Genomic DNA, 24,264 nt, shown 5'->3' on the forward strand with positions numbered 1-24,264 from the left:
ACTAACGATAAACAAAAAAAGCGACAAATTGATGTCTCACATTTGTGCTTTTCAGGTAATTAAAATGAATTTTTTGTGTCTTCATCGCGTTTTGCCGGGATTAACCGATAATCATCCACACAAATGCAGCTGATCAATTCGAAAAATCACCCAAATCAGTAAATACTCAAAAAGTTGTAACGTTATATCGGTCGTTGGTCTGATTTTGATTTGCTTAAGGCTTTCGTCAAACTTTCTTCACATTTATCAGTTATATTGTACTCATAGCCAAAAAGGAATTACCCCTCCTTGGCGGCTAGCCCATAGTAATGACCCCAACTTTTTCATTTTCATTCTTACTCCTCCAAAGACAAGAATGATGTAGAGACCTCCTCTACAAAACCCTATATATACTGAAAACCCACCAGTTGCCCGCTGGTGGGTTTTTGCGTTGTAAATATTGTCTGGACTAAAAAATCCACCACCTAAGTTAAATATGCATTAGGCGGTGGATTTTTATGATGTGCATTCTAATTAAACTTCAAATACCGAGCGTTGTTGATCAACACTTCTGTTCTGATAGATATAGGCTTTCGTTTCATAAGGGCGGATCGTCGTCCCTTGATCATCCTTATAATTCGAAATTAACGTATCATGGATCTTGCCCAATTCAGGTAAGTCACAAGTTACGGTGTCGGCGCTAAAATTGCTGACTACTAACAATGTCTGCTTAGTATCACTACGCTTGTACGCCCAAATACGTTCATCATTTGGCAGTAACAATGAATAATTACCATAAACGATCACTGGGAATTGATGACGCAACCCATTAATACGTTGATAGAAATAATAAATTGAATTGACATCTTCCAAAGATTTCTCTGCATTAACAGTCTGATAATTCGAATTAACCGCGATCCATGGATCAACACCCTCATCAGTAAAACCAGCATTGATCGAATCATCCCACTGCATCGGTGTCCGTGCATTATCACGAGACATCTTATGAGCGGCTTCGATAAATTCCTGATTACTTAATACGTGCTTCTCCTCAACCAGTTCGCGATAAGCATTGACTGCTTCAATATCGCGATAATCAGAAATAGAATTGAAATCATAATCATTGGTCATTCCGAGTTCTTCACCTTGATAAATATAAGGTGTGCCTTGCATGAAGTGCAGTGTTGCAGCTAACATCTTTGCAGACAAGACGCGATATTCTTCAGTCGTATCATTCCCAAAACGAGAAACAACACGTGGTTGATCGTGATTATTCCAATAAAGTGAATTCCAAGCCTTACCATGTAATTCAACTTGCCACTTACTCATGATTTTCTTCAATTCAGAAAGTTTAAAGGCTTTTGGCCGCCACTTACCTAATTCAGGATCTTGATCGACACCCATATGTTCGAATTGAAAAACCATATCGAGTTCTTTACGATCAAATCCGGCATAGTTGACAGCATCATAAGGTTGGACATCTGGTGTTTCACCAACCGTTATAACGTCGCTATATTTTGCCATGACTTCGCGGTTCATTTCTTGCAGATACTGATGAACATATGGGCCATTGGGAACCTGACCACCTGCTTCAAGATCGATCGGCTTAGAAATCATGTTGATGACATCCATGCGGAAACCATCGACACCCTTGTCTAACCACCAAGTCATCATTTTATAAATCGAAGTACGCATATCTGGATTCGTCCAGTTTAAGTCAGGCTGTTTCTTAGAAAATAGATGCAAATAATATTGTCCAGTTGCCTCATCTAGCTGCCAAGCTGGGCCACTGAAAGAAGACTGCCAGTCATTTGGTTCGTGTCCGTCAACCGGATCATGCCAAATATAGTAGTCTCGATATTTATTATCCCGACTCTTCCGACTCTCAGCAAACCAACGGTGCTCATCAGATGTATGATTGACCACTAAGTCCATCATGATCTTCAAGCCACGATGATGCGCCTTGTCCAATAACTCTTCGAAATCAGCCATCGTTCCAAAGTCGCCCATAATCTTCTGATAGTCCGAAATGTCGTAACCATTATCATCATTTGGTGATTGATAGATTGGATTTAACCAGATCACATCAACGCCTAACGTTTTAATATAATCAAGATGCTTGATCACACCTTGCAAGTCGCCGATCCCATCACGATTCGTATCTTGAAAACTCCGGGGGTAGACTTGATAGACAACAGCCTCTTGCCACCAATGCTTTTTCATCATGATACCTCCAACTATTAATTAACTTAAGATTAGTTGAATTTCACGCGGTTTGCAAGCAAGAGATGCATTTTTTTGATAATAAAATTAATCGCTCTCATTTTTTTGCCATTTTTCGTCTACTGAAATGACTTGTTGCGCTTACAAGTTACTAATTACTTCATCAAAACCCAAGCTATCGTGGATTACCTGCGCCACTTTCATGAAATCCGCCGCACTCGCTTGTTCGATATATTGGATTTCACGCTGTGCGGATATAAAATCGATCGTCCGAAACTGGAGCGCCACAATTTGGCCTGATAACTGATGTGCGTGCAGATCAATAAAACCCGGTGAATTTCGTATTGTACTTGTGATCGGACAAATCGCCACATATCCGGTTTGTGCATTGAATGTTGTCGCACTAATGACTAACGCCGGCCGTCTCTTCCGAATCTCACGACCAACGGATGGGTCAAAATTAACAGACACCAAATCACGTTGATGCGGTGTATAGCCGTGAAAATGATATGGATTCATTAAACGTCCTCTCTATCCGTAGAACTGCCGGATAAATAATCTGTTTCAGGACGTAAATCTTTGTTACCACCCTTGAAGATATTTTTTCTTTTTGGCGTAAATACCAAGCTGCCATCAGACTCTTTCATCACCATGTACTCTGTCCCTTCCACCACATTTAATTTCGTTGGGATACTTAACACTAAGGTATTACCCTGTTTTCTCGCTTTCATATTCGATCAACCCTTTCGATAATCAAAGAGTAACACCGAGTAATTACTTGTGCAATTTTTTAAGCTTCAGATCCAAGTACCTCACGATTAATTTTCGCAATAAAATCTGTTATGATAAACACGTCATTAATTACACTTGGGGGTTCAATCTTGCCAAAACTTAAAAAAAGACTCGATGCATTTAGCGATGCGATCATTGCCATTATTATTACGATCATCGTCCTAGAATTACCGATCAAAGTTGTGAATGGAACTGTTAACTTTCGACAATTATTTCTGTCTATTGGTATTTATGCCGTCAGTTTTTGTTTCGTTGCCAACATGTGGTATCAACACGCTTTAGTGTTCGATGAAGTCGACACGATCACCAATCAAGATGTGGTGCGCGATTTGATTTTCCTGATGCTATTATCATTGATGCCAACCTTTACGCGCTTGATGAGTACCGATCCAATTCGGCCAACCGTCATGTTGTATGGTTTACTCTACTTAATTCTAATCGGCTATTTCCAATTCTTGGCTCATGGTATCTTACGGCAAAAATATCAATCGGATGAAGATTTTAGCCGAATTTATAAATCGATCTATGGGCGCAAGAGTAGTCGTTATCTTTACGTCATTATTATCGGATTGATCGTGCTAGGTTACTTCATTCCTAAAGTCGCCATGATCTTATACATCGCTATTCCAATTTGTTCTTTCCTGCTTAACAGCCAAGAACGCGAAGAGATCAATGACATGAACGCCCTACCCGCAGATGGGCGCCAACGTTTCCTAGCAATGCCGGACAGTGACAAGATCCGCTTTGGAAAAATGATTCGTAGTTATCTTGTCAAAAATCGTAATCGTTCTGCCTTAAATACACCTGATCAGCAACAGGCCTGGCAACAACTGGTTCAGCAAGCGCAGACAGAATTTAATATTTCGGAAGAAGATCTGACCAAATGGTTCGCCGGTCACCGTCAGCGAATCAATCGTCAAGTCCGGTAACTGCTGACCGCTACAAAGTGCCCCTCTCATTTTAAATACACGAAAAAAATGCAAATCCCCTAAAATATTAAGGGATTTGCATTTTTTATCAAGGAAATTCAATTAGAAGGTGAGTCCTAATTGATCGGCTTTGGCAAAAGCTGCCTCTTGAATCTTCGTTGCATTCTGGGGCTCGTGATCCATTCCTTCAACGAATAACGCTTGATAATCAGTCACGCCCATCGTCGCCAGAATCGTTTTAAGATAAGTATCCCCAATATTTAATTGGCGTAGATCTGGTTGGCCGGGTTCGTTGGCATAAAAGCCACCCGCCGACTGCAAATGCAGTGCTTTTTTATCTTTAAGTAAACCCGTCGGCGCACCAAACTCATTGTAATAGAACGTGATATGAACTTGCATGACAACATCTAGATAAGATTTCAATTCTGCCGGTAAAAATAGATTATACATCGGATTAACAAAGACATATTTGTCGCTGGTCACAAATTCATCGACCCAAACCTGCCGAGCAGTTACAAATTCTTGTTCTTCTGCAGTTAGCTCCGCTTTTCGAATCGCTTTATGATAAATCGATAGCGCAACTTCGTCGAATGGAAACTGCGGGATCACGGCTAAATTTCTTTCGACAATCTCATCATCTGGATTGGCACGACGATATGCGTCTAGAAAATGTTGCTTCAAAGTGAGACTGTTAGAAAATTGAGCACTCTTGGGATGTGCGGTAATAACCAAAACTTTACTCATTAATGGATCCTTTCCGGGAACTACCCCTTTATATATTTTTTCAAATCGATCGGTCAATAGCTGCGAAAAGCTATTGATTTAATTATAACTTGTTGCGGACCGCACACAAACAAGAAACATCGCGCGATATTACCAAGGCAAGGTTCCTTCATTCTCCGTAAACGTCCCTGTTTGGGGATCAGCCAATGGTAAACTGGCCATTTTGACGATCTGCGCAGCACCCATCGCAACATCTTGCATGCCCGCCGGTTTGATCGATTCACTTGAGCGGCCACCGAAGTTAGTCGCCGTCCAACCTGGATTAACCGAGTTGACCGTGATACCCTCAGTGATTAATTCCTTGCTGAGGAGAATCGTGGCAAAATCTACCGAAGCTTTCGAAGCCTGATAACCTAATGAACTGACGTTGTAAAAGCGTGAGTTCGGATCAGTAGCCAAGCCTAATGAACCCATATTGCTAGAAACGTTGATAATTTTGGCGGGCTGACCGGCTTTTAACAAGGGGATCATCGCCTGCGTAACATCAACTAAGCCGAAGAAATTAACGTCGAACTCTTGACGCATGGTCTCGGTGCTCATTTCTGAAGCAGGTTGATGTTGTCCCATCGCGATGCCCGCATTATTGATCAGAATACTTAAGTAGCCATAATCGGCTTTAATTTTTTCGGCAGCTGCGGCAATTTGTGCTTTATTCGTCACATCTAGTTGGATGAATGTCGCTTGTACGCCTGCTGCTTCGAGCTTTTCAACGGCTTTTTCGCCACGCTGTTGATCACGAGCACCCACGAGAATATGTTGTCCTTTTTGATCAAGTTCTTTGGCCGTCTCAAAACCAATACCCTTATCGGCACCAGTAATCAACGTGATCACTTGCTTTGATTCTGTCATAATTTGCCTCCCAGATGATGTGTTAGTCAGCCGCTAGCAATGACTAATCATTTTCATGCAGCCATTTTTCGGAATTCTCATATAATGTGTTTTCATCTTGAGCGCGATCAGTCCCTAATAGGTCCTGACTGATTTCACCGCCTGCATTTAGACGAACGTAGGCCAAGAAGCGATAACTGCGGCGTAGATTGGCCACATCTTCCGGCTTGATCTTAAGATCTTGACCAGAAATCGCCGGCTCCAACTTATCGCTTTCATCGATCGAAGTTAAATCGACAATTTTCCATTCACCATTCCGTTTTTCAGCGCGATAGATCAAACGCATGTATGATTCCAAGACGGCTTCTACGCCATTGACCAATTGCCAGCGATTCGTCGTTGAAGAAAGCTCAACGTAAGCACGTGTTCCGTTTTGATGGACGATCGGTGTGCCGAAGCGACCCACGATCGGCAGACTATTATCAACTTCAACAGATTGTTTACCTAGAAAAGTCGATACCGGGCCATTTTGCCAACTCGTTCTCACAGTCGCATCAGAAAAATAGCAATCGGCCAGTTCCTTAACGTGACGCCCACGATACATTCGTTCCTTTAAGACCAATTGACTAATTTCTTCAAAATCATTCATGATCTTGCGCTTCCATTTCTAAATGTTGATTAATTTTCACCATTAGTTTTAAACCAGCCGTTAATGCCCTGCATGAATTTAGCAACCGTCTCCGATTTATCCGAGCCAGGTAGCTTCAAGCTAGTTTTGACGCTTTTAAAAATGTTTTATATTTGACATAAATCAACTTTATACTCATAATTGATATATATCAACGATTAACAAATCGCAAATTAAAAACGGTTTTTCTAGGAGTGGCTATACTAAATGGCAGGTAAAATTAATCACACGCAATCATTGGGACAGATGTTGATCGTCCTAAGCCAAGCAATCACGCAAAATCGGTCATTGGCTGAGTTCGGACTCACTCGACTACAAGCGATGACACTTAAAAAGGTTTACCAAAATCCCGGCGTCAGCATGAGCCAGTTATCCACCAGCACCGGAATTGCACGCGCTCAATTGACGCGGCTTATTTCTAAACTAGAGGAAAGTGACTTAGTGCAGCGCCAACATAACGATACTAATCGGCGGATGGTCAATGTTTACGGAACCGATAAAGGTCACGTGGTTATGACTGAGCACATGCAATTGATTCAAGATCGCATCCAGACACATGTTCAAACCCTCTCCACCACAGAACAAGTCGAGTTGAACACCCACCTTAGCGAAAGCATCCGCCTGATGCTCAAGGCCGGCATCATTAATCTAGATGCCAATACCGCATTATTTAAAAAGTGAAGGTGTGCGCACTATAAAAATTATTACGGTTGAGGAGCACTACGAATCGGCTAAAACCGCGCAAGCTATCAATTAACTCGTCGGCAAATCCGCCGCGCCAAATTTAAGTGCAGAGATGTTAAATTATATGCGCACCTCACTGCCAACACCAGAAGTCATGCAAGATTTCACGGATCAGCGTTTGGCGTTCATGGACAAATTATGATATCGACCAACAAATTCTTTAAAGGAGTTAAAAACATGTCATTAAATCCACAACAAGTTAAAAATACCATCAATGAATTACACGAGAACTTCATCCGCACCGGCTTAACTAAAGCACAAGTCGCAACCGATCTGCATATCAGCTTGACCAAGTTAGAAAGACTGTTCACGCTGACGCAGAGTTCACTAGATGATCCCTGGATCCTCCGTAATTACCTGATTAAAAAGGTCAAGGAAAACGGTCAGGAACCAGTTGCTTTCACTGCTTTAGTTGGTGACTGGCATCAATATTGGTTCTTAAACAGCCGCGCCATCGATCAACGCGAGCTCACAGCCGGAGATAATTAAATGACGTTTAAAAAAAGATTCCAGCTCTGCAAAAATGCAGGGCTGGAATCTTTTTTTATTTCTGTGGACGACGAAATTTAATAATATTATCCGGATGTGTCGGATCATCTATCGTTTTTTTGGCCGAGGCTAGCTGAGTTGGACTCGACTGATTTGAATAATTCTCAGTCAGAATATCGGTCTGGACCGCAAAATCGAGTAAATTATCAAAAAAGACGCGATTATCATGATATTCATAGACCTGATAACGCGCGCCACGTGCAATCAATTCTTTCTTCGCCTCAGCACGCGAAAGTTCCGTAATTTTATAATCACTCAACGAATTCGACATGAAGAATACGTAGCTGTTCTGGTGGTTCAACTCAACTTTGATCAGGCCGTCAATCGCCGACACTGACACAATTTCATCGGCGTTGAATGTGAATATTGTCTGCTGATTATTGGTCAGATCCTTGGCGCGAAATCTGAACCACAGTGCCGTGTCATCGTCTTCATCAAAGTCTTCTTGACCAGATAAATCGAGTAAAAGTTGGTTAAATAAATGTTCACTCTGTTGTTGCGTCAGTTTCGGTGTTAAATTTTTCAAAATCGCGCCGACAACCGCAACCATTACTTCGGGCGTCGCTGCTGGACTCTGCATCATCTTCAACTCACCGTTTGCGGTTAAGCTTGCTTGAAATATGACTTCATCGATCTTAGACATCAGTTCCCCCACCTCGTTAATATAGAACTATTATAACTGAAAATGATTTGGTTGGGAAACCAGGACTGGTATTTATCACGTTTTCAAGCTAAACTTAATTTAACTTGTGACTCAATTGTGAGGTCTATTTATGTTGCGCGATCCGAATTGTATTTTTTGTCAACCCGAGAATCAGCATTATGTAATTGAAAACGAACACGCGGGCTTGTTATTCGACACGCATCCTGTTTCCAAAGGCCACGTGCTGATTATCTGCAAAGATCACTATCCGACATTTTTTGATGTGCCTAAAAACGTGATGGACGATATGTATCGGCTGATTCTGGACGCAAAGAAATTAGTCGACGACAAGTTTCAGCCCGATGGTTATAATCTCGATGTGAATATCGAACCGGCTGGTGGGCAGGCAATCATGCATTGCCACATCCACTTGATCCCGCGCTATCGCCACCAAGATCCCTTCCGCAATATTCCCACGCACGAATTACTGCCCGGTGATAAAACCGACGAACATTTACGAGCGGCGAAACATTTAGAAGGCTAAATTTAATTTATGAATTGAAACACAAAAAGACCTTTTTCAAGGTCTTTTTTATTTTGGACTGTTTGAATATATCACGCTTGATGAGAACCCTGGGCAAACATTTCAACTGGTTTGTCGACGGGATTTTCTAGCAACCACTGTTTAATTTCCGCGCCAAGTTGGTTGACCATGGTGTAGGCAGCCTTCATTTGTTCGCGAGAAATATTATTTACGTGGACGCCGCCGATGATCGTGCAGTTGCCTTGCAACGCTGGCTGAATCAACTTGCCTAAACGTTCGGTCAGCACATATTCCTCGTGATGATGACCAGGTCGGCTAGCAAAGCGGTATGATTCAGGCGCTTGCGTTGCGGTCAGCACCGTTGTAACGCCGTAATGAGGCACATCACCACCTGTTAAAAATATCGCAACATCCTGACTAGCGCGGTTAAGTTCAGCTGTGATTTGGTACCCAGCTGCGTTGGCAATAAATTGTTTCATGATCATCCCTCCAAATTGAAACGCGCTCAATTTCATTCATGGCTTTTCGGACGCTTATTTTTGATCTCCTTGCCATCTTGGGCTGAGATCATTATTAACACCTAGTGAATCGAGCAACTTCATGGTGTTGTGGTTGACTAAATCTTCAATTGTTTTTGGTTGATTGTAAAAGGCTGGAATTGGTGGGACGATTTGAACGCCCATCTTCGATAATTTCAACAAGTTTTCTAAGTGGATCGTGCTTAGCGGCGATTCGCGGGGAACGATGATCAGTTTGCGTTGTTCTTTCAAGCAAACGTCGGCGGCGCGGCCGATCAAGTTGTCTGCGAAGCCATAGGCGATCCCTGCGACGGTTTTCATGCTGGCGGGGACAATTACCATGCCTGCGTTCAAGAACGAGCCAGACGCGATGGCAGCGCCCTGATCGTTGATATTATAGGTGTAGTCGGCCAATGCTTTGACCTCGGATAATGAGAGCTCGGTTTCCAACTCTAAATTTTTGACGGCCCACTTGCTCATGACCAAATGCGTTTCAACATCGGGTAATTCGTGCAGTGCTTTTAATAACGAAATTGCATAAGTCGTGCCTGACGCGCCAGTGATACCGACAATAATTTTTTTCATAACGGTCCCCTCTACTTGACTGATATTTCCATTATAGCGACGGCTGAATTGAGATACAATTCAATCAGAATGTGTTATTATGCCACTAAGGAATAACAAACAAGAATAGAGGTTACTCATGAACTTCGATCAATTGGCCGCATTTCGACAAGTCGCGGAAGAAAAAAGTTTCTCGCAAGCCGCAGTTTTTCTAAACATCACCCAATCCGCGCTCTCCAAACAAATTATCAATCTCGAAAAAGAACTAGACATTCAGTTGATCGACCGCGAAAACCGGCGCCGAATCAAATTAACACCCGCTGGCGAACAGATTTATCAATACGCGGCCACGATTTTAACTCAGCAACAAATGTTACTACGCATTGTTGGCGAGTTCCAGAATTTAGAGCGCGGCACGCTCAAAATCGCCGCGATCCCCGTTATTTCGCAGTATGAGATCACACCGATTTTGGCAGAATTCATGACCGATTATCCGCAAATCGAACTGCAACTCTATGAAGGTGAAAACGATGTCGTGTTGGATCGACTCAAAAACAATCGGGCCGACATGGCGATCGTTCGTGATGGCGAGGGTCTGGCAACTTTCAAGCAACAAAGTTTGATCACCTCTGACGATCTCGTCGCCGTTGTCCCCGCCGACCGCAAATTTCCCGATCGACCGATTCACCTCGATGAATTACGCGACGCCGAATTTGTCTTGTTGCCCGAAGATTCCGGCGTGCAAAGTTCGGTGCTCCAGCTTTGTCAGCAGGCTGGATTCACGCCCAATATTCGCTTCGTCAGCACTCACATCGAAACCGTCGTCGACATCGTTCGCGAGGCGCAACAAGTTTCCTTGCTCTACCGCAGAACGGTCACACCGTTTTTGAACGAACACATTCGCATTCTCGAACTCGCAGAATCCTATCACAGTGATCTCAAGATTGTTTTACCCAATGGCGTGCCACAACCGGCAGCACAACGTTTGAAACATTATTTACTCACGCATCTTTCCAGCTAATTTAAAAAAGGCGCAAAAAAAGTCGAGGCAAAATTAATTGTCTCGACTTTTCTCTCGTGTTACTTATTGCTAAGTAAGTAGGCTTCGCTCCACAACTAGACCTACACATATCAACTCACAAATCCGGTGAGCTGCGTAAACGCAGAAGATATGCCACTCATCCCCTATTACGGGGTATACGACTCATCGCATGGATTCAGTATAGCACAAAATTTAAATGCATACTAGCCTTACAACGACCGACTTCTTTTCGTACGTAAATATGTGGCGATCTCACTCAATAATGACGTTAACATGAACCCGACCGCAATTGCACCAGCGACGAGCAGCACGCGGAACGTATACATGATGGCCTTGTCGACGCTGCCGAGCACCATTTCATAAACGGCTTGATAGGCAGTCGCTCCAGGAACCAGTGGCACAATTCCGGGAATGTTAAATAAAATTGCCGGCATTTTTTTCGTGCGAGCAAAATAAAGTCCCATGATCCCCAAGACTAATGACCCCGCGACATTGGCAACCATGCGGCCACTGCCGATCTGATATAAGCACCAATAGGCCAGCCAACCAGCCGTTCCGCAAAGTCCGCAAGCATTCAGCGCCCGCCGCGGAATATTAATACAAATGGCAAATGCCATCGTCGCCAAATAACTAAATAAAGTTTGAATCAGTAATTGTAGCCAGATATTCATATCATTTCAGCCCTTCAAACACGATGAAATCGCACGCAAGTTAATTTTTAAAAGAAAAATCGAAAGACAAGTCCGATTCCGGTTCCGATGGCACAGGCGGTCAATACCGCTTCGATTGCCCGCACCGTTCCCGTTAATAAATGTCCGGCAAACATGTCGCGGATCGAATTAGTCAATGGCACGCCGGGAACCAGCGGCATGATCGCGCCGATCAGAATATTATTCATACTTTGCCCTAGATTAATTCTCGTCGCCGCATACGCCAACAAACCAACGGTCAATGACGCCACAAACTCACTCAAAAATTTGACCCGCGTCCATTTATTGACATAATAATTGGCAATATAACCCGCGCCACCAATAATTCCGGTGATCACGAGATCATTCCAGTCGTAAACACCCGAAAACAAAATCATCAGCGTCGCGCTGACCACCATAGCTGAAATAACTTGTAACCAAAATGGAAAGAACGGCGTATCACGGTCGGTTTTTTCTAAGGCATCATGTAATTGTTCGAGGTCGATTTTTTTCTCCGCAAATTGCCGCGACAAGGTATTGACGCGCTGAACTTTTTCGAGATTGATGGTCCGTTGATTGACTTGTCGCAACTCCGACACGGTTTCACCCTTGATCCCAAAAAATAAACCCGTTGGCGTGGTGTAGACAACACTATTCTCAACGCCGGCATTGTGCGCAATGTGAGTGATCGTATCTTCAACCCGATACATTTCAGAACCACTCTCGATCATGATGCGACCGGCCAACAAACAAGCATCAATTACTAAATCGATTCTGAGTGGCAATACTGTAATTTCTTCCGTCATTTTACTCATTGTTCCTATCTGCAAGCTTCAATATACCTCACATCATACGCTAAACAGACAGCCCGCGACAAGCGTTTCTGAACGAATATTTCTGGCCACTGAATTCGCACCGGTTCCGGTTAAAATTAACGTCTGACCAACACGAAATGGCAAGCCAATTATCAGGATCCAGATTTCAGAGATTATGTCATTTGATTCCTTCAATAAAATCGCACTCAAATGCAAAAAGCTCAGTCGAAAAATACGACTGAGCTTTTTGCATTCATTTTTAAACACCGCCGTTGCGAATCACGCCTTGATACCAATAGAAACTATCTTTAGGATATCGTTTCAGATCGCGCAATTCCGTGTCCGTCCGGTTGACGTAGATCAGTCCGTAACGTTTGCGCATCCCTTCGTGCGTCGAAACCACATCAAGTGCGCTCCACGAACAATAGCCGATCACATCAACGCCCTCATGAATTGCCTGGGTCATTTCTTGAATGTGTGCAGACAGATATTGAATACGATAATCGTCATGAATTTTACCATCAGCTGCCAATTCATCGCGACCACCAATGCCATTTTCAGTGATCAATAACGGTTTGTGGTACCGATTATATAATTCATGCAATGTGATGCGGAAGCCAATTGGATCGATCTCCCAACCAAATTCGGTTTTAGCCAGGTGCGGATTGCTAACTGACTTGAAAAAATAGGGCACTGAAAAATCTGCGGTCGGCGTTTGCGCCTGTCCTTTTTCCGGCATATTCGCCGCAACCGTATTCGAATTATAGTAGTTGAACGCAATAATGTCACAAATACCGGCGGCTAAAATTTCAGCATCGCCACTCGCAAACTCTGGCGCAACCTGCATGGCTTGCAGCAGACTCATTGCTTGAGGATCGTAGCGCCCATAGACAGGCACGTCCAAAAACAGCCAGTTACGAATACTATTGAACCATTGCGCCGCCAAAATATCCTCCGGCGCACTAGATGCTGGATAAGCATAAGCAATATTCGGTGCCGGGCCAATTTTACCAGCATAATCTAGCTCATGATATAACTTGATCACCTTAGCCTGCGCCAGTAACATGTGATGGTTCTCCTGGAAACTTTGCTGCACACTCTTGCGGCCAGACAGAACCGATTCATTCGCCAGCACCATCATATTCTGCTCATTGATCGTCAACCAATACTGCACGCGATCACCGAAATGATCGAACAGAATTTGACAATAGGCCACAAACGCATCGATCGTTGCGCGATTGGCCCAACCACCAGCCTGCTCCAAAGCATCCGGCAGATCGAAATGATACATCGTGACGATCGGTTCGATCCCCGCCTGGATACAGGCGTTGATCAGCTCATCATAAAACGCCAACCCCGCAGGATTCACCTCACCCTGTCCAGTGGGTAGAATGCGACTCCACGCAATCGAAAATCGATACGCCTTCAATCCCAATTCTTGAAATAAGGCGATATCTTCCTTGAAATGATGATAGTGATCACTAGCAACTTTGAAATCAGTCGTGTTTGCGGGCAACTTTTTCGTATCCTGCACGGAAGGCCCCTTGCCATCGGTTAAACTAGCCCCCTCAACTTGATAGGCACTAGTTGCACTACCCCATAAAAAATCACTCGGCACTTTTCCCAAAACGATTCCTCCCTTAGATCAGAAATCAGCTGAATCCATCCCACTGACCTCTGGATATTTCTCAAGAATGCGCAACAGACTTTCAATAATAAACATCGTCGGAATTTGCGTACTATTATCGTAGAAGCCATATTTCCGCGGCTTGGTATATTGATGCGACAATACTAAGTGACTCATTTTGGCCAGCGACGATTCGCCATTACCGGTGATCGTCACCATTTGGAAATCTTGGAGCGGTTGATAATAGGCCATCATTTCCAATAAGTCCGGCGTTTGCCCAGAATTAGAAATCGTGATCAATAAATTATCGGTCGTATTGTGCAAGCGTAACGCCAAAGGATAATAAGGATCGGTGACTGCGAAGCTATTGATTCCTAGCGTCGCCAATCGTCTCGCCGCATATTCACACATGATTCCCGAAATCCCGATACCGATAAAAACGATTTGATCGGAATTGATAATTTTATCCGCCAAGACCATCAAATTTTCTTGCAAATTCATTGAGAACTGATCAGCCTGCAAGGATTCAACAACTTGTTCACGAAAATCCAGTTCATTTTCAGCGGGTGGTTGATGAATAGATTGCTTTAAAAAGCCAATAAATTCTGGATAACTATTAAAGCCAAGCTTGCGAATGAACCGCATGACTGAAGAAGCCGACGTATGAGAAGCCGTGGCGATTTCTCTGACTCTCATTGACGCCGCATTCGCATAATTACTCATCAAGTAATGATAAATCGCCGAATCCGTACTAGAAAAATCATCGGTATTTAAATTCTCAAAATTCATGCTTTAGCCCTCCTCGGTGAAAATGCAGTTAATTCTATCGATTTAATAATCGATGACCACCATCTCGTGACCATTCATTTGATCAATTTGGACATTCAGCTGACCATTTTTGTAATCAAATGGGATTTCCTGTTGTGTTGAGGCACGATAAACTTTTTTAGGTGTTTGTTCTAATTTAAACTGCAGCGTCGTGTCAGTCAAAGATGAAGCCTCTTCGACAACATCGATTCCCTTGCCAAAGTGGCCGCGATGCTGGGGAATATAATGAAATATGTGAGCGATATAACGCCGTTTTACAGCTTGCTGATTCAAGATCACTTCTGCTGTACTGGGCAAATTAGTCACAACTGTTTTCCGCGGCAAGAGTTGATCGAGTACACTGACCACAAGATCCTTATAGAATTTCGCCGCGACCGCATAGTAAAGACTGAATATTCGGTGCGTGAAATAAACAAAGTGTTCATTTCGAACCACACCAGCTGTCGAACGCGTCCAATCGATCGGAGCCTGCACGTGCCCATAATAATGCTCATAGGTGCGGTTAAACAGTGACCCATATTGCTGAGCCAGCACTTGAGCATCATCAGTGGGTTCGATCTGATTGCCACCTAAGTACATAATATGTTCAAAAGATTCATCGGGTAATTTCAGATAATCCATTTGGAAAATCGGCCCGTGTAACAAGCGTGCCGGAAAGTGATCAAATACAAACTGCTTATTTTGGACCGGCGCTTCACCAGAACATAAAATCCGACCACCAGCCGCGATATAATCATTTAATTTTGCGATCAATTGGTCATCGAGCCGCGCAACATCTGCAAGGATCAGCACCGGATATTTAGAAAAGTCCATCGTGCCATCAATGATATCAAAAAGATAGTGGCTTTCCTTTAAGAGGCTCACTGCACCGTCTAATTCTTCCGTGAAGCGACCTTTGTCATCGGTTGAGGTAAATAGCAACGCAAAGTCTACAACCGCAGTTACGTGCTCACAATACGGTTGTGCGGCTTCCAATTTAGTGAACACTTTTCCAATTAGCTCATAAGTGTGTGGTTGTAATTGACCGTCCGGATAAAGTTGATCGCCAACGGAAACTTGGCCGCCATGTGCCATCGACAATAACGTTTCGTATTCAAGCGCAGGTTCGTTTTTATAACTCCCGAAATCTGACCAACCAATATGAAATTTGGATGTCATGCCTAAGAACTCTTTACCGAGATTTTTAACGTAACGACCAACAACTGGGAAATAACCGTAACCCCACTGACTGCTTGCTAATGCCTCCACCTCAAAATGACTATAGTCGTCGAAATTTTGATGAATATTCGGTCCCATACTGCCATCGTTGTAGAAAATATGACTATCCGCTTTTCTAGCACGAATAAAATCGCTCAGCTCGTGTTTGAACCGGATCGTCACCTGATCCGCAAAGGCTGCAACGGCTTTTTCGTCTTGTAAGTTAATTCCCTGTTGTGTCATATCCCGAACACAATTTTCACAGTAGCAAGGTTCCTGGCGAACAATATCAAAGAACAATCCAGGAATCCGTTCCCCAAAAATCGCCAGCACTTCCGCAACCTGTTCCTGTAAATAATCAACATAAGGCGAGTTCAAACATAGGCGTTTGTAGCCTGGCTCTAGATAACTGGCGGGTACACCGCGACTATAAATCATCCGCCCCGCAACATCGCGCTGTAACCATTCAGGATGTTGCTGACTGATAAAATCATCATAGCCGACCGATAAATAAACCGGTGTTTCAATTCCAACTTTGGTACACGCCGCAATTTGTTGACCTAACAAATCAAAACTCAAGTCAGGATGATGATTACCTAGTTTGGTTTCATAATAGGCAAAACCATGATGACATTTGGCAAACAAAGTAATTGATTGGACCTTAGCAGCCAGCAATGTCTGAGCAAACTCGTCACCGTTGAACTTCTCCCCCAGTGGCCGACCGATTTCTGCAGTATGAAAATCTAAGTGGATCTGTCTATTTGGTAAACTCATAATTTACCCTCCATTTCCATTGAATCCAATTTTTTAAAGAATGGCATCCAGATCAAAACATTTAAAACACATAAGAATATTTGAAACGCCGCCACGCGCCAGCCGCCAGCCATGAATCCATTCCCAACAATTGGCAATGGCGCGCTAACACCATTTAATCGCGGCAAAATATTCATTGCCGTTGCGATATAGGCGAGTAAACTATTGATCGCACCACAGAAGACAACTGGAATAAATAGCACAAAGTTCATCACATAGGGGACACCAAACGCTAATGGCTCGCCAATCCCAAGCAACATTGGAACCAACGCTAATTTGCCTAAAGTCTTATATCGTTTAGCCCGTGCGCGTAGCATCCAAAAAACTAAACCGAACAGAACGGTCGCGCCCGAAGCATATATCCCGATAAAAGCACCACCAATAATATTTGGTAAAGGCGTATTAGCTTGATAAGCGCCCAAATTCTCTAGATCCATCTGCATATAAACCGGCGTCATGACACTTAAAGCAACTAAATGTCCATGAATCCCAAAGAACCACAATAAATTAACAATCAGCATGATCACGACCAGGGCTATCCAACTACCACCCAACTTTCTGATTGGAGCCTGAATGATTTGCGTCACAAAATTTGGAAATGTTTCCATGCCGGTGGCACCAAATATAATTTTGATCGTCATAAAAACAAAAATAACCACAAACGCCGGAATCAAGGCCGCAAAAGATTTCACGATCATGTCAGGGACACCATCTGGCATCTTAATGATCAGTTGATGTTTGTTCAGGAAAAAGACGATCCGTTCAACCAAGATTGCGACGATAATTGCCGTAAACATACCCTCTGCACCCAAATAGTGCAAAGGAATCATGTCAATACCCTTCGCAGTCGTTGTCAACGGAAATAGCAAGACAAAAGCCATCACCGAAATAATTCCCGTTGAAAAACCGTCGATTTTATGCTCTTTTGCCAGAACATAACTGATAGAAAAACTAGCATAGATGGATAATAATCCATTTGTAACCAAGTTAGGATATCTTAGATATGGTTTGATGCCCACGTTGACTAGAAACTCCTGATATACAGGAATACCCAAAGCATCAATAATTGTGAACATAGCACCGGCGATAATCAACGGCATTAATGCAGCCAACCCACTGGATATTCCTTTAATGTAAGTATTTTGCTGGATTTTACCAGCAAATTTTAAGGCACGATCAACAGAAAATATCTTCATTCTTCTCCACTCCCCCATCGTTAGCAAAAAGATTGGTATACTAATTGTTCCAATAATAAAAACCTTTCACACAAAATATACTATAACACGCATTGTTCAGCAAATGAATGCCCTTACATTATTTTGGAAAAATGGTGTAGTTCTTGGTGGATGTTCCAGATTTGGTACAGTTTGTTTCGTCTCACTTTTGTAAAACAAAAACCAGTATCCTCGCGAATCGATAGGAATGCTGGTTGAACAAGCACACATCAGATAAAGACCCCACAACTGAATGAGCTAAATCCGTATGCAACAAGATTGGCAACAATTTTCTGCCAGAATTGCGCGTTTTTTCTCTCAAAAGGGTTGCAGGAGCGCAAATCCTATGCTAAACTATTTAAGTCGTCAGAATTATATGGGTGGCTAGCTCAGCTGGCAGAGCAACGGACTCTTAATCCGTGGGTCCAGGGTTCGATCCCCTGGCCACCCACTAACTGATATTAACCAGTGACCATGCAGCGTTAAAACGCCGTGGTTGCTGGTTTTTTGTTTGTTTTTGATTTAATTTCAATTATCGTTATCATTAGTCATAATTTATTTAAATTACCCAAAAAATAGCTTTTTTTACGTACTTGTCGCCTAAAAATCGCCTACTTACTAACAATAAGCAAAGCGCTTGTGATAAAATCAATTCGTTTTCACATTGGTTTCTCCTATATTTTTGTTATGTATTTACGGATTTTCTAAAGTTGAACGCAAAAAAGCCAAGGCTGATATTCGCAACTTACTTGAATATCAGCCTTGGCGTTTGAGCATTGATGTAATTTCTTCATAAATCATTTAGTTGCAGTAGTTACTCTTTTCAATTCAAACAAATTCACCAATTCAGTGTAAGAAACTGGCATTGTGCAGAATTCTCTAATTTCTTGCAAAAATATTTGCCGGTAAATTTTATCAAGTGACCTAATGTGGCATAAAACAGTAGCCTGATTAACTGATTTTAATTCATCTTTTGAGCATAGCATGACTGTGCTTACCGAATTATAATTATCTTGCAGAATAACGATCTTGTATGACGTGTTTCCCATCTGCACAATCAACTTTTCATAGCAATCTCTGAATATCTTTGTTTCTTTCAACATTCATATCCCTCCAGCCACATATGTGAGTGGGTCCTGGCCATTACCATCGATAAAATATTGCTTTGATGCTTAAATAATTAATCAGCCTGTTCTATAGCCACTCAGTTTCCATTGCCTAATAAGTTTGTTGCTTCCACCATTTTTCAGCGTCGATCATTTCTGCATTGCGTAAATCATCAACGATTATCGTCATAATTTTTCCAGTATTATGTTGTAGATATAATTGACCCATCGAAAAACCAACAATGGCACCAGAAATGCAGTTCTCATACTGATCATTGTATTCGGTATTTTCCTGTACTTCGACAACTTGCGATTTGACGTACGCTTGCTCTAGAACCTGATTGATCTCATCTTTAGTCATTTCAGGTTTCGGTCGCTTCGGTTGTCGTCGCTTGTCTTCTGACTCCAAGAATTCTGAATGGTCAGCTAAGATCCAACCTTGCCACTTCTCCATACATCGATCATCGTATAACCATTGGTCGCGCGGGACGTTTCGTTCCATGAAATTCACCAGCTTTTATTAAGTTAATTCTGTTATACGAACATGTGTTCTTAATTTCAATGATGAATTTTATTTTTGTTTGACGAAATAATAACTTGATCAATTTTCCTCAAATCAACACCTGCATAACGCAATTTTGTTTTCGTATTGATCACCGTCGGGACCTTCTTCAATTTATATTCTTTAATGTACTGATGATTTTTCTTAGCGTCCATATTAACAAATTGTGCCACCTTCAAACGGCTCAAAGACTTGATATAAATTTTAGGATACATTTTTTGACAGGTCGGACAAGTATCTTTATAAAAAACAATCACTTCCGGATCTCGAACGGACAGATCCACATAATTACGCTGATTAACTTGATTTTTCATGAAGAAACATGAGATTCCAAACACCACACCCAACACACCGATAACACTCAGAGTTCTTCTAATCATTTAAATTCCTCACGATCAATTTCTGAATTTTCCCCGATTGATCCAGCGTCACGTCGTAAATCAACGTCTGTTTAGTTGCTTGGTCTCGATAGGTGAAATCATTTGTCACAATCGCCAGAATATCATCAGATCCAATCTCTCGATAATATTGCACACCTGCTAATCTGCTACTCAGCGCTCCCATAGCTTGTTGTAACGCGTCTCCGTCAACTTGAAACACTGACACTGCTTGTCGACTACCAAACGACAGTGCCTTGTTAAAGTGCGATCGAGATGTATTATTGTCATAGTTAAAAACTTCTTCGAAGAACTTAGTTGCCTTGCTTACATCAGTTTGATCTTCACCGGTACTGATCATTTTTTGATACTTCGTATTTAATTGGCTATAACGTTTTTGTAACAAGTTGTATTGCGCCGTCAGTTTTGAGCCTTCGGTTACTTTTATTTGTTTAGACTGACTACTACCTATTTCTGTTCCAATTAACGTTGCAATCACCAAAGCCACGATAAGCATTAATCCTTTGATTACTCTGTTCATTTGATCGCCTCATTTTGACAAAATAAAAAGACCTCAGCATTTTTGCTAGAGGTCTTAAAGTAAATTCTTAAATTACTGTTTCCTATGATATAATCACAGTAGCAGATAAGTTGAAGGCGGTTGGCAAATCCCTCACGAAAGAGTTGATGCCTATGAAAATAGGACAAAATCTTAGTGAAAGGAGGCGTCGTGTTGTCCGTATCAGATTCCCTACAATTGATGATTAGCTTTGGACTATTTATTTTAGCCCTAATCACCGTTGTCTTGGAACTGATTAAGAGCAATAAAAAATAGCCGCCCAGTAAACTTTTTGACCAAAGTTGGGTAGCTACATCATCTAATTATGCCAACCGTCTTAAACGGATCTGCACGGAAGTCCTATTCACGTAGGGCTTCTTTTTATACATTCATTATAACACGAATACTAATTGTTTCAAGATAACTGCCACGTATCTATTTAACTCGTCCAAACGCATAAAAATGTTGTTGCCAATAACCTTTGGTGAAGTCCGCAATACCCACACCACTTCCATTGGCGCCAATAAACTGTGTTTTAGAAACGACCATGCCAACATGCGTCACTACCTCGCTACGGCCAGTATCATAGGTCTTTTGAAAGAATATTAAATCGCCGGCCTTGGCTTCTTTCGGGTGGGTCGTCTTGTTGTATTGATCTTGTGCAATTCGGTTGAATTTAACGCTTATTCCTTGTTTTTGGAACAGCCATAACGTAAATGACCCACAATCGAAGAACGCAGGGTGATCAGACATTGTCTGTGCTGCTCCAAGCGAATATGGTGTCCCAATCACTGATTTACCACGCTCAAACATTTCATCAAAGTAATTCATCTTCTCGCCGGTCACTTGAACATCACTCTCGCAACCGCCACCAGTAAAAATCTTATCTACATTGCCACCAAGTTGTTCCATGATTTTTGAAACGGTTGGCACCCAATTGTTATTAAGATGTTGTGAGTCGTTAGACGCGCCAACCGGAGCGTAGGCACTACCTAGTTTTGCAATCGTATCTAATTTTCGTTCGACCACTAAATTTCTTAATGTTTTCCCGGTCGCTTCAATGCCCTTATCTAGGGTTTCGTAGTGAATGACACCTTGACTATTCATTTGACCAGAAGGATTATTGTCATATTTGATCGCGTCGGAAACACCCCAACCAGTCTCACTAGCCATAATTGCCGCCATTAAGGCCGGATTAACGCCCGCTTTATTTGCAACTTCAATAATCTTATCTACTTTGTCTTTATAGGCGTGACCTTTTGCCTGAATTTCCTTTTTAAACTTGGCCACGTCAAACTCTTTTGTGGTTAGTTTAGTATCGCCACTTACAACTGAACAGGCCACATCTTCACTTTCCGAATCCGTTTCATCGCTGTTGGCAAACATGTTGATCATCATCAGCGGGATAAAGATAATCAACAACATAAAAATAGCAAAACTAATTAAAATTTTCTTCATTAGCCTTGCCTCACGTCTTCTAACTCTTTATAAAATTCTTCGCTTGATTGAGCTGGCGGCATACTTGCTTCGCCCACATTACGTCTTGGCCGTGCTTTTAAATAGCTTAAAAGACTATGTGACTTAGTCAGGTTAGTATCCGTTAATTTCTCATCCACCTTATTATCTTGTGGATCATCATGCTCCACCTTACTGATATCGGGCTGTTTATGAATCGGATCATCAGTTGACAAATCTTTCAGCTGTTTCGTCTTTTGGACTTTGTCTGTCGCGACTCGTTCGAGATCCCCTTCCTTTGATGTTTCAGGTTCCGTTGGCTTCTCAAGTGGTAATTTAGAATCCTTTAGATCCTCTTTTTCTTTCGAGTCTTCTTTAAGTGGTGGAATATCTGTTGTTTCTGGTTTCTCAACATCAGGCTTTACTTCTGGTTCTTCAACACCATCATTTTTCAGGTTCGCTTCACGAATCGATTTAGCGTGTAGCAGTCCACGAGCGAAGTCTTTAACCGGCGTTTTTTTATCCGGATCTTTCGCACCAAATAAAGCTGTCTTAGCTGTCTCTAGCTCACTGCCACCGGCGTTGTAAACATCTAAAGCAGATTTTGCATGACTACCAGCAGTCCTTGCTCCAACCAAAGCTCCTGCTCCTGCACCAATAACAGCCGCTTTGGTTAAGCTACCGGCTTTCTTGACACCGTCTTTAGCAAACTTACTCTCAGTTTTTGCCGTTCCCAACGATGAAGAAATCGGCTTAGAAACAAGGTTAACGATCGTCTTCCGAAACTTCCACATCACATAAATGACGATGATCGTAAACAATGAGTTAGCTTCATACGTGCCGACGTTACTTACCGGAATCAACTTATCACTCAAAAATGAGACGAACTGAATCACCATCATCACACCACCGAAAAGTGCCTGAGCCAGAATCATCGTCGCCATACTCTTAATCGTACTAACCAGCATGTTCGAATATTTAGGCAATATTGAGATAACCGCAATGACCGGCATAAATAAATCTAGCAAGATCACTATCAGTTGCAACATCACCACAATTAACGCAATGATCGTAAACAGAATTCCATAGAAAAGCGCTGGCACCATCGAAAATAGCGCAATACCTATTTTCTGAGTTAAAAATCCTTCCTGTACAGCATAATTAGTCACTTTATCTGGTAGTAAGTCTTTGTACTTGTTAAACTTGTCAGCTTGTTCTTGACCATTTTTTTGTGCCACACTTGGCGACGGATCTTTAGATAATAACGCTGTTGCTTGTCGCTTTCCATCATCAGTGATCACCTTTTGATCCAGCGAGTCATAATTCATCAGGTAGAAAGGACGCTCGATCGTGTTGTCAAAATACGTTTTGCGAACTTGTGCCTTGAAATCCGTTTTAGTGTTTGCTTCTTTATCGTTCTTGGCTAGTGTCACATTACCATCAGCCGATTTTGTTACCGAAATTGTTGCATAGTCTTGTAAATCTGTAATTGCATTGTTGGCTGCTTTCAGATAAAAGCCCGATTGCTTGAACCAAACCAACGACAAAATAATCACTAAAGCTACTTTGAAAAACTGCTTAAACGCTTGTTCAGGTGATTTAAACATCAAAAAGGCAATACTGATCACGACGCCGACAAACAACATCATTCCGATTGAATTAAACAAGTTCTGATAGAGCGTGTTTGCGATTGTGCCAACCGTTCCAGCAAAATCAGATAAGATATTGACTGTCAATAATTTATCGATCATCGTATCGAAGGCAGAATAAATGACCCGCGTTACCGAAAACAAAAAGACGCCAATTGCTTTCATCACCGCACTTATTGCGTCGAAATGCTTACCAAAGTCAAACACACTAGAATTGTTGCCGGTGTATGGCATATAACTGTCAAGATTATATCCAGTAATCGTTGTTGCGGCATGGATCACCTGACCAACGCTACTAAATGAAATCATGACCACCAGTGATAAAACTAGCGCTTCTATTTTTCTTTTTGTCAAACGCACGTTTCTCACCTCCTAGCTTGAAGAACTTTTATGATGATCCGCTCCAACTCCAAGCATTTTTAACATAAAATCACGTTCTGCCTGCGGATCAAATTTAAAAACCTGACCAAATTGACCACCTTCATCTATTTTTAAAAATAGATCGTCATTTTTACTTCGACCGACTCTTTTTGTATACATAAATTGT

28 protein-coding genes and 1 tRNA gene are annotated in these 24,264 nt (G+C 42.1%); 7 read left to right on the top strand and 22 right to left on the bottom strand.

All coding sequences use genetic code 11. The features are described 5' to 3' along the window. Nucleotides 1-513 precede the first annotated feature (513 nt). The 3 genes from EKM67_RS00925 to mazE all read right to left on the bottom strand — a co-directional run bounded on the left by EKM67_RS00925 (nt 514) and on the right by mazE (nt 2,933). Nucleotides 514-2,202 carry a glycoside hydrolase family 13 protein gene (locus EKM67_RS00925; RefSeq protein ID WP_125576342.1) on the bottom strand — a complete coding sequence of 563 codons (1,689 nt, stop codon included), beginning with the start codon at nt 2,200-2,202 and terminating at the stop codon, nt 514-516. Between the two features lie 141 nt (nt 2,203-2,343). Then, nucleotides 2,344-2,721, bottom strand: a complete 378-nt coding sequence (locus EKM67_RS00930) for a type II toxin-antitoxin system PemK/MazF family toxin (RefSeq protein WP_125576344.1) — start codon at nt 2,719-2,721, stop codon at nt 2,344-2,346. Continuing rightward, nucleotides 2,721-2,933, bottom strand: a complete 213-nt coding sequence (gene mazE, locus EKM67_RS00935; RefSeq protein ID WP_125576346.1) for a type II toxin-antitoxin system PemI/MazE family antitoxin — start codon at nt 2,931-2,933, stop codon at nt 2,721-2,723. The genes EKM67_RS00930 and mazE overlap by 1 nt, the downstream gene beginning before the upstream one ends. A gap of 150 nt (nt 2,934-3,083) precedes the next feature. Between mazE and EKM67_RS00940 the strand changes: the two genes are divergently transcribed. Then, complete coding sequence (locus tag EKM67_RS00940; protein WP_164506521.1) at nt 3,084-3,923, top strand: TMEM175 family protein; 840 nt, start codon at nt 3,084-3,086, stop codon at nt 3,921-3,923. A gap of 102 nt (nt 3,924-4,025) precedes the next feature. Here the strand turns inward: EKM67_RS00940 and EKM67_RS00945 are convergent, their stop codons facing one another. The 3 genes from EKM67_RS00945 to EKM67_RS10725 all read right to left on the bottom strand — a co-directional run bounded on the left by EKM67_RS00945 (nt 4,026) and on the right by EKM67_RS10725 (nt 6,183). Further along, a complete protein-coding gene (locus EKM67_RS00945) occupies nt 4,026-4,667 on the bottom strand; it encodes an FMN-dependent NADH-azoreductase (protein WP_125576350.1) in 642 nt (213 codons plus the stop codon). Between the two features lie 129 nt (nt 4,668-4,796). Beyond that, a complete protein-coding gene (locus EKM67_RS00950; protein WP_125576352.1) occupies nt 4,797-5,555 on the bottom strand; it encodes an SDR family NAD(P)-dependent oxidoreductase in 759 nt (252 codons plus the stop codon). A gap of 43 nt (nt 5,556-5,598) precedes the next feature. Further along, nucleotides 5,599-6,183, bottom strand: coding sequence for a hypothetical protein (locus tag EKM67_RS10725; protein WP_164506522.1), 585 nt, complete (start codon nt 6,181-6,183; stop codon nt 5,599-5,601). 246 nt (nt 6,184-6,429) lie between these two features. Between EKM67_RS10725 and EKM67_RS00960 the strand changes: the two genes are divergently transcribed. Together EKM67_RS00960 and EKM67_RS00970 are read left to right on the top strand one after the other, a co-directional pair. Continuing rightward, nucleotides 6,430-6,903 (top strand): MarR family winged helix-turn-helix transcriptional regulator, encoded by a 474-nt coding sequence (locus EKM67_RS00960; protein ID WP_125576354.1) that lies wholly within the window; start codon nt 6,430-6,432, stop codon nt 6,901-6,903. A 240-nt stretch (nt 6,904-7,143) separates the two neighbouring features. Continuing rightward, entirely contained in the window at nt 7,144-7,455 is a 312-nt protein-coding gene (locus EKM67_RS00970) for a DUF2316 family protein (RefSeq protein WP_125576356.1), read from the top strand. Nucleotides 7,456-7,510: 55 nt separating this feature from the next. Here the strand turns inward: EKM67_RS00970 and EKM67_RS00975 are convergent, their stop codons facing one another. Continuing rightward, the gene (locus EKM67_RS00975) at nt 7,511-8,158 is read right to left on the bottom strand and encodes a hypothetical protein (RefSeq protein WP_125576358.1); all 648 of its coding nucleotides are present in this window, start codon (nt 8,156-8,158) and stop codon (nt 7,511-7,513) included. Between the two features lie 130 nt (nt 8,159-8,288). Between EKM67_RS00975 and EKM67_RS00980 the strand changes: the two genes are divergently transcribed. Beyond that, the gene (locus EKM67_RS00980; protein WP_125576360.1) at nt 8,289-8,702 is read left to right on the top strand and encodes an HIT family protein; all 414 of its coding nucleotides are present in this window, start codon (nt 8,289-8,291) and stop codon (nt 8,700-8,702) included. 71 nt (nt 8,703-8,773) lie between these two features. Here the strand turns inward: EKM67_RS00980 and lpdD are convergent, their stop codons facing one another. Both lpdD and EKM67_RS00990 read right to left on the bottom strand, forming a co-directional pair. After that, entirely contained in the window at nt 8,774-9,181 is a 408-nt protein-coding gene (gene lpdD, locus EKM67_RS00985) for a prenylated flavin chaperone LpdD (RefSeq protein WP_125576362.1), read from the bottom strand. Between the two features lie 54 nt (nt 9,182-9,235). Further along, nucleotides 9,236-9,805, bottom strand: coding sequence for a UbiX family flavin prenyltransferase (locus EKM67_RS00990; RefSeq protein WP_125576364.1), 570 nt, complete (start codon nt 9,803-9,805; stop codon nt 9,236-9,238). A 118-nt stretch (nt 9,806-9,923) separates the two neighbouring features. On the opposite strand from EKM67_RS00990, the gene EKM67_RS00995 reads away from it, so the two are divergent. Then, nucleotides 9,924-10,805: a LysR family transcriptional regulator gene (locus tag EKM67_RS00995; RefSeq protein WP_125576366.1), complete on the top strand. Its 882-nt coding sequence runs from the start codon at nt 9,924-9,926 to the stop codon at nt 10,803-10,805. A gap of 230 nt (nt 10,806-11,035) precedes the next feature. On the opposite strand, the gene EKM67_RS01000 is transcribed toward EKM67_RS00995, so the two are convergent. From EKM67_RS01000 to EKM67_RS01025, 6 genes are all read right to left on the bottom strand, one after another. After that, nucleotides 11,036-11,497: a threonine/serine exporter family protein gene (locus EKM67_RS01000; RefSeq protein ID WP_125576368.1), complete on the bottom strand. Its 462-nt coding sequence runs from the start codon at nt 11,495-11,497 to the stop codon at nt 11,036-11,038. A 47-nt stretch (nt 11,498-11,544) separates the two neighbouring features. Continuing rightward, on the bottom strand, nt 11,545-12,321 hold the full coding sequence (locus EKM67_RS01005) for a threonine/serine exporter family protein (protein ID WP_125576442.1): 777 nt from the start codon (nt 12,319-12,321) through the stop codon (nt 11,545-11,547). Between the two features lie 268 nt (nt 12,322-12,589). Further along, nucleotides 12,590-13,957 (bottom strand): glycoside hydrolase family 1 protein, encoded by a 1,368-nt coding sequence (locus tag EKM67_RS01010; RefSeq protein WP_125576370.1) that lies wholly within the window; start codon nt 13,955-13,957, stop codon nt 12,590-12,592. Nucleotides 13,958-13,975: 18 nt separating this feature from the next. Next, complete coding sequence (locus tag EKM67_RS01015; RefSeq protein WP_125576372.1) at nt 13,976-14,746, bottom strand: MurR/RpiR family transcriptional regulator; 771 nt, start codon at nt 14,744-14,746, stop codon at nt 13,976-13,978. Nucleotides 14,747-14,788: 42 nt separating this feature from the next. Then, entirely contained in the window at nt 14,789-16,756 is a 1,968-nt protein-coding gene (locus EKM67_RS01020) for an alpha-amylase family protein (protein WP_125576373.1), read from the bottom strand. Continuing rightward, nucleotides 16,753-17,991, bottom strand: a complete 1,239-nt coding sequence (locus tag EKM67_RS01025) for a PTS sugar transporter subunit IIC (protein WP_164506523.1) — start codon at nt 17,989-17,991, stop codon at nt 16,753-16,755. The genes EKM67_RS01020 and EKM67_RS01025 overlap by 4 nt, the downstream gene beginning before the upstream one ends. A gap of 396 nt (nt 17,992-18,387) precedes the next feature. On the opposite strand from EKM67_RS01025, the gene EKM67_RS01030 reads away from it, so the two are divergent. Further along, nucleotides 18,388-18,460: transfer RNA gene (locus tag EKM67_RS01030), tRNA-Lys, on the top strand. Between the two features lie 346 nt (nt 18,461-18,806). Here the strand turns inward: EKM67_RS01030 and EKM67_RS01035 are convergent. From EKM67_RS01035 to EKM67_RS01050, 4 genes are all read right to left on the bottom strand, one after another. Beyond that, entirely contained in the window at nt 18,807-19,112 is a 306-nt protein-coding gene (locus tag EKM67_RS01035; protein WP_125576377.1) for a hypothetical protein, read from the bottom strand. 115 nt (nt 19,113-19,227) lie between these two features. Continuing rightward, a complete protein-coding gene (locus EKM67_RS01040) occupies nt 19,228-19,617 on the bottom strand; it encodes a DNA-directed RNA polymerase subunit beta (RefSeq protein ID WP_125576379.1) in 390 nt (129 codons plus the stop codon). A 56-nt stretch (nt 19,618-19,673) separates the two neighbouring features. Then, on the bottom strand, nt 19,674-20,057 hold the full coding sequence (locus tag EKM67_RS01045) for a thioredoxin family protein (protein ID WP_125576381.1): 384 nt from the start codon (nt 20,055-20,057) through the stop codon (nt 19,674-19,676). After that, on the bottom strand, nt 20,050-20,595 hold the full coding sequence (locus tag EKM67_RS01050) for a hypothetical protein (RefSeq protein ID WP_125576383.1): 546 nt from the start codon (nt 20,593-20,595) through the stop codon (nt 20,050-20,052). The genes EKM67_RS01045 and EKM67_RS01050 overlap by 8 nt, the downstream gene beginning before the upstream one ends. Before the next feature lie 189 nt (nt 20,596-20,784). Between EKM67_RS01050 and EKM67_RS01055 the strand changes: the two genes are divergently transcribed. Continuing rightward, the gene (locus EKM67_RS01055) at nt 20,785-20,889 is read left to right on the top strand and encodes a putative holin-like toxin (protein WP_225417259.1); all 105 of its coding nucleotides are present in this window, start codon (nt 20,785-20,787) and stop codon (nt 20,887-20,889) included. Between the two features lie 159 nt (nt 20,890-21,048). Here the strand turns inward: EKM67_RS01055 and EKM67_RS10730 are convergent, their stop codons facing one another. Genes EKM67_RS10730 through EKM67_RS10735 form a run of 3 tightly spaced genes read right to left on the bottom strand, consistent with a single transcriptional unit; the run spans nt 21,049 to nt 24,257 of the window. Then, complete coding sequence (locus EKM67_RS10730; protein WP_164506524.1) at nt 21,049-22,071, bottom strand: C40 family peptidase; 1,023 nt, start codon at nt 22,069-22,071, stop codon at nt 21,049-21,051. Next, a complete protein-coding gene (locus EKM67_RS01065) occupies nt 22,071-24,077 on the bottom strand; it encodes a CD3337/EF1877 family mobilome membrane protein (protein ID WP_125576385.1) in 2,007 nt (668 codons plus the stop codon). The genes EKM67_RS10730 and EKM67_RS01065 overlap by 1 nt, the downstream gene beginning before the upstream one ends. 12 nt (nt 24,078-24,089) lie before the next feature. Continuing rightward, the gene (locus EKM67_RS10735; RefSeq protein ID WP_164506525.1) at nt 24,090-24,257 is read right to left on the bottom strand and encodes a hypothetical protein; all 168 of its coding nucleotides are present in this window, start codon (nt 24,255-24,257) and stop codon (nt 24,090-24,092) included. Between the last annotated feature and the right edge of the window lie 7 nt (nt 24,258-24,264).

Source organism: Lapidilactobacillus mulanensis, assembly GCF_003946215.1.
GTDB classification, from domain to species: Bacteria; Bacillota; Bacilli; order Lactobacillales; family Lactobacillaceae; genus Lapidilactobacillus; species Lapidilactobacillus mulanensis.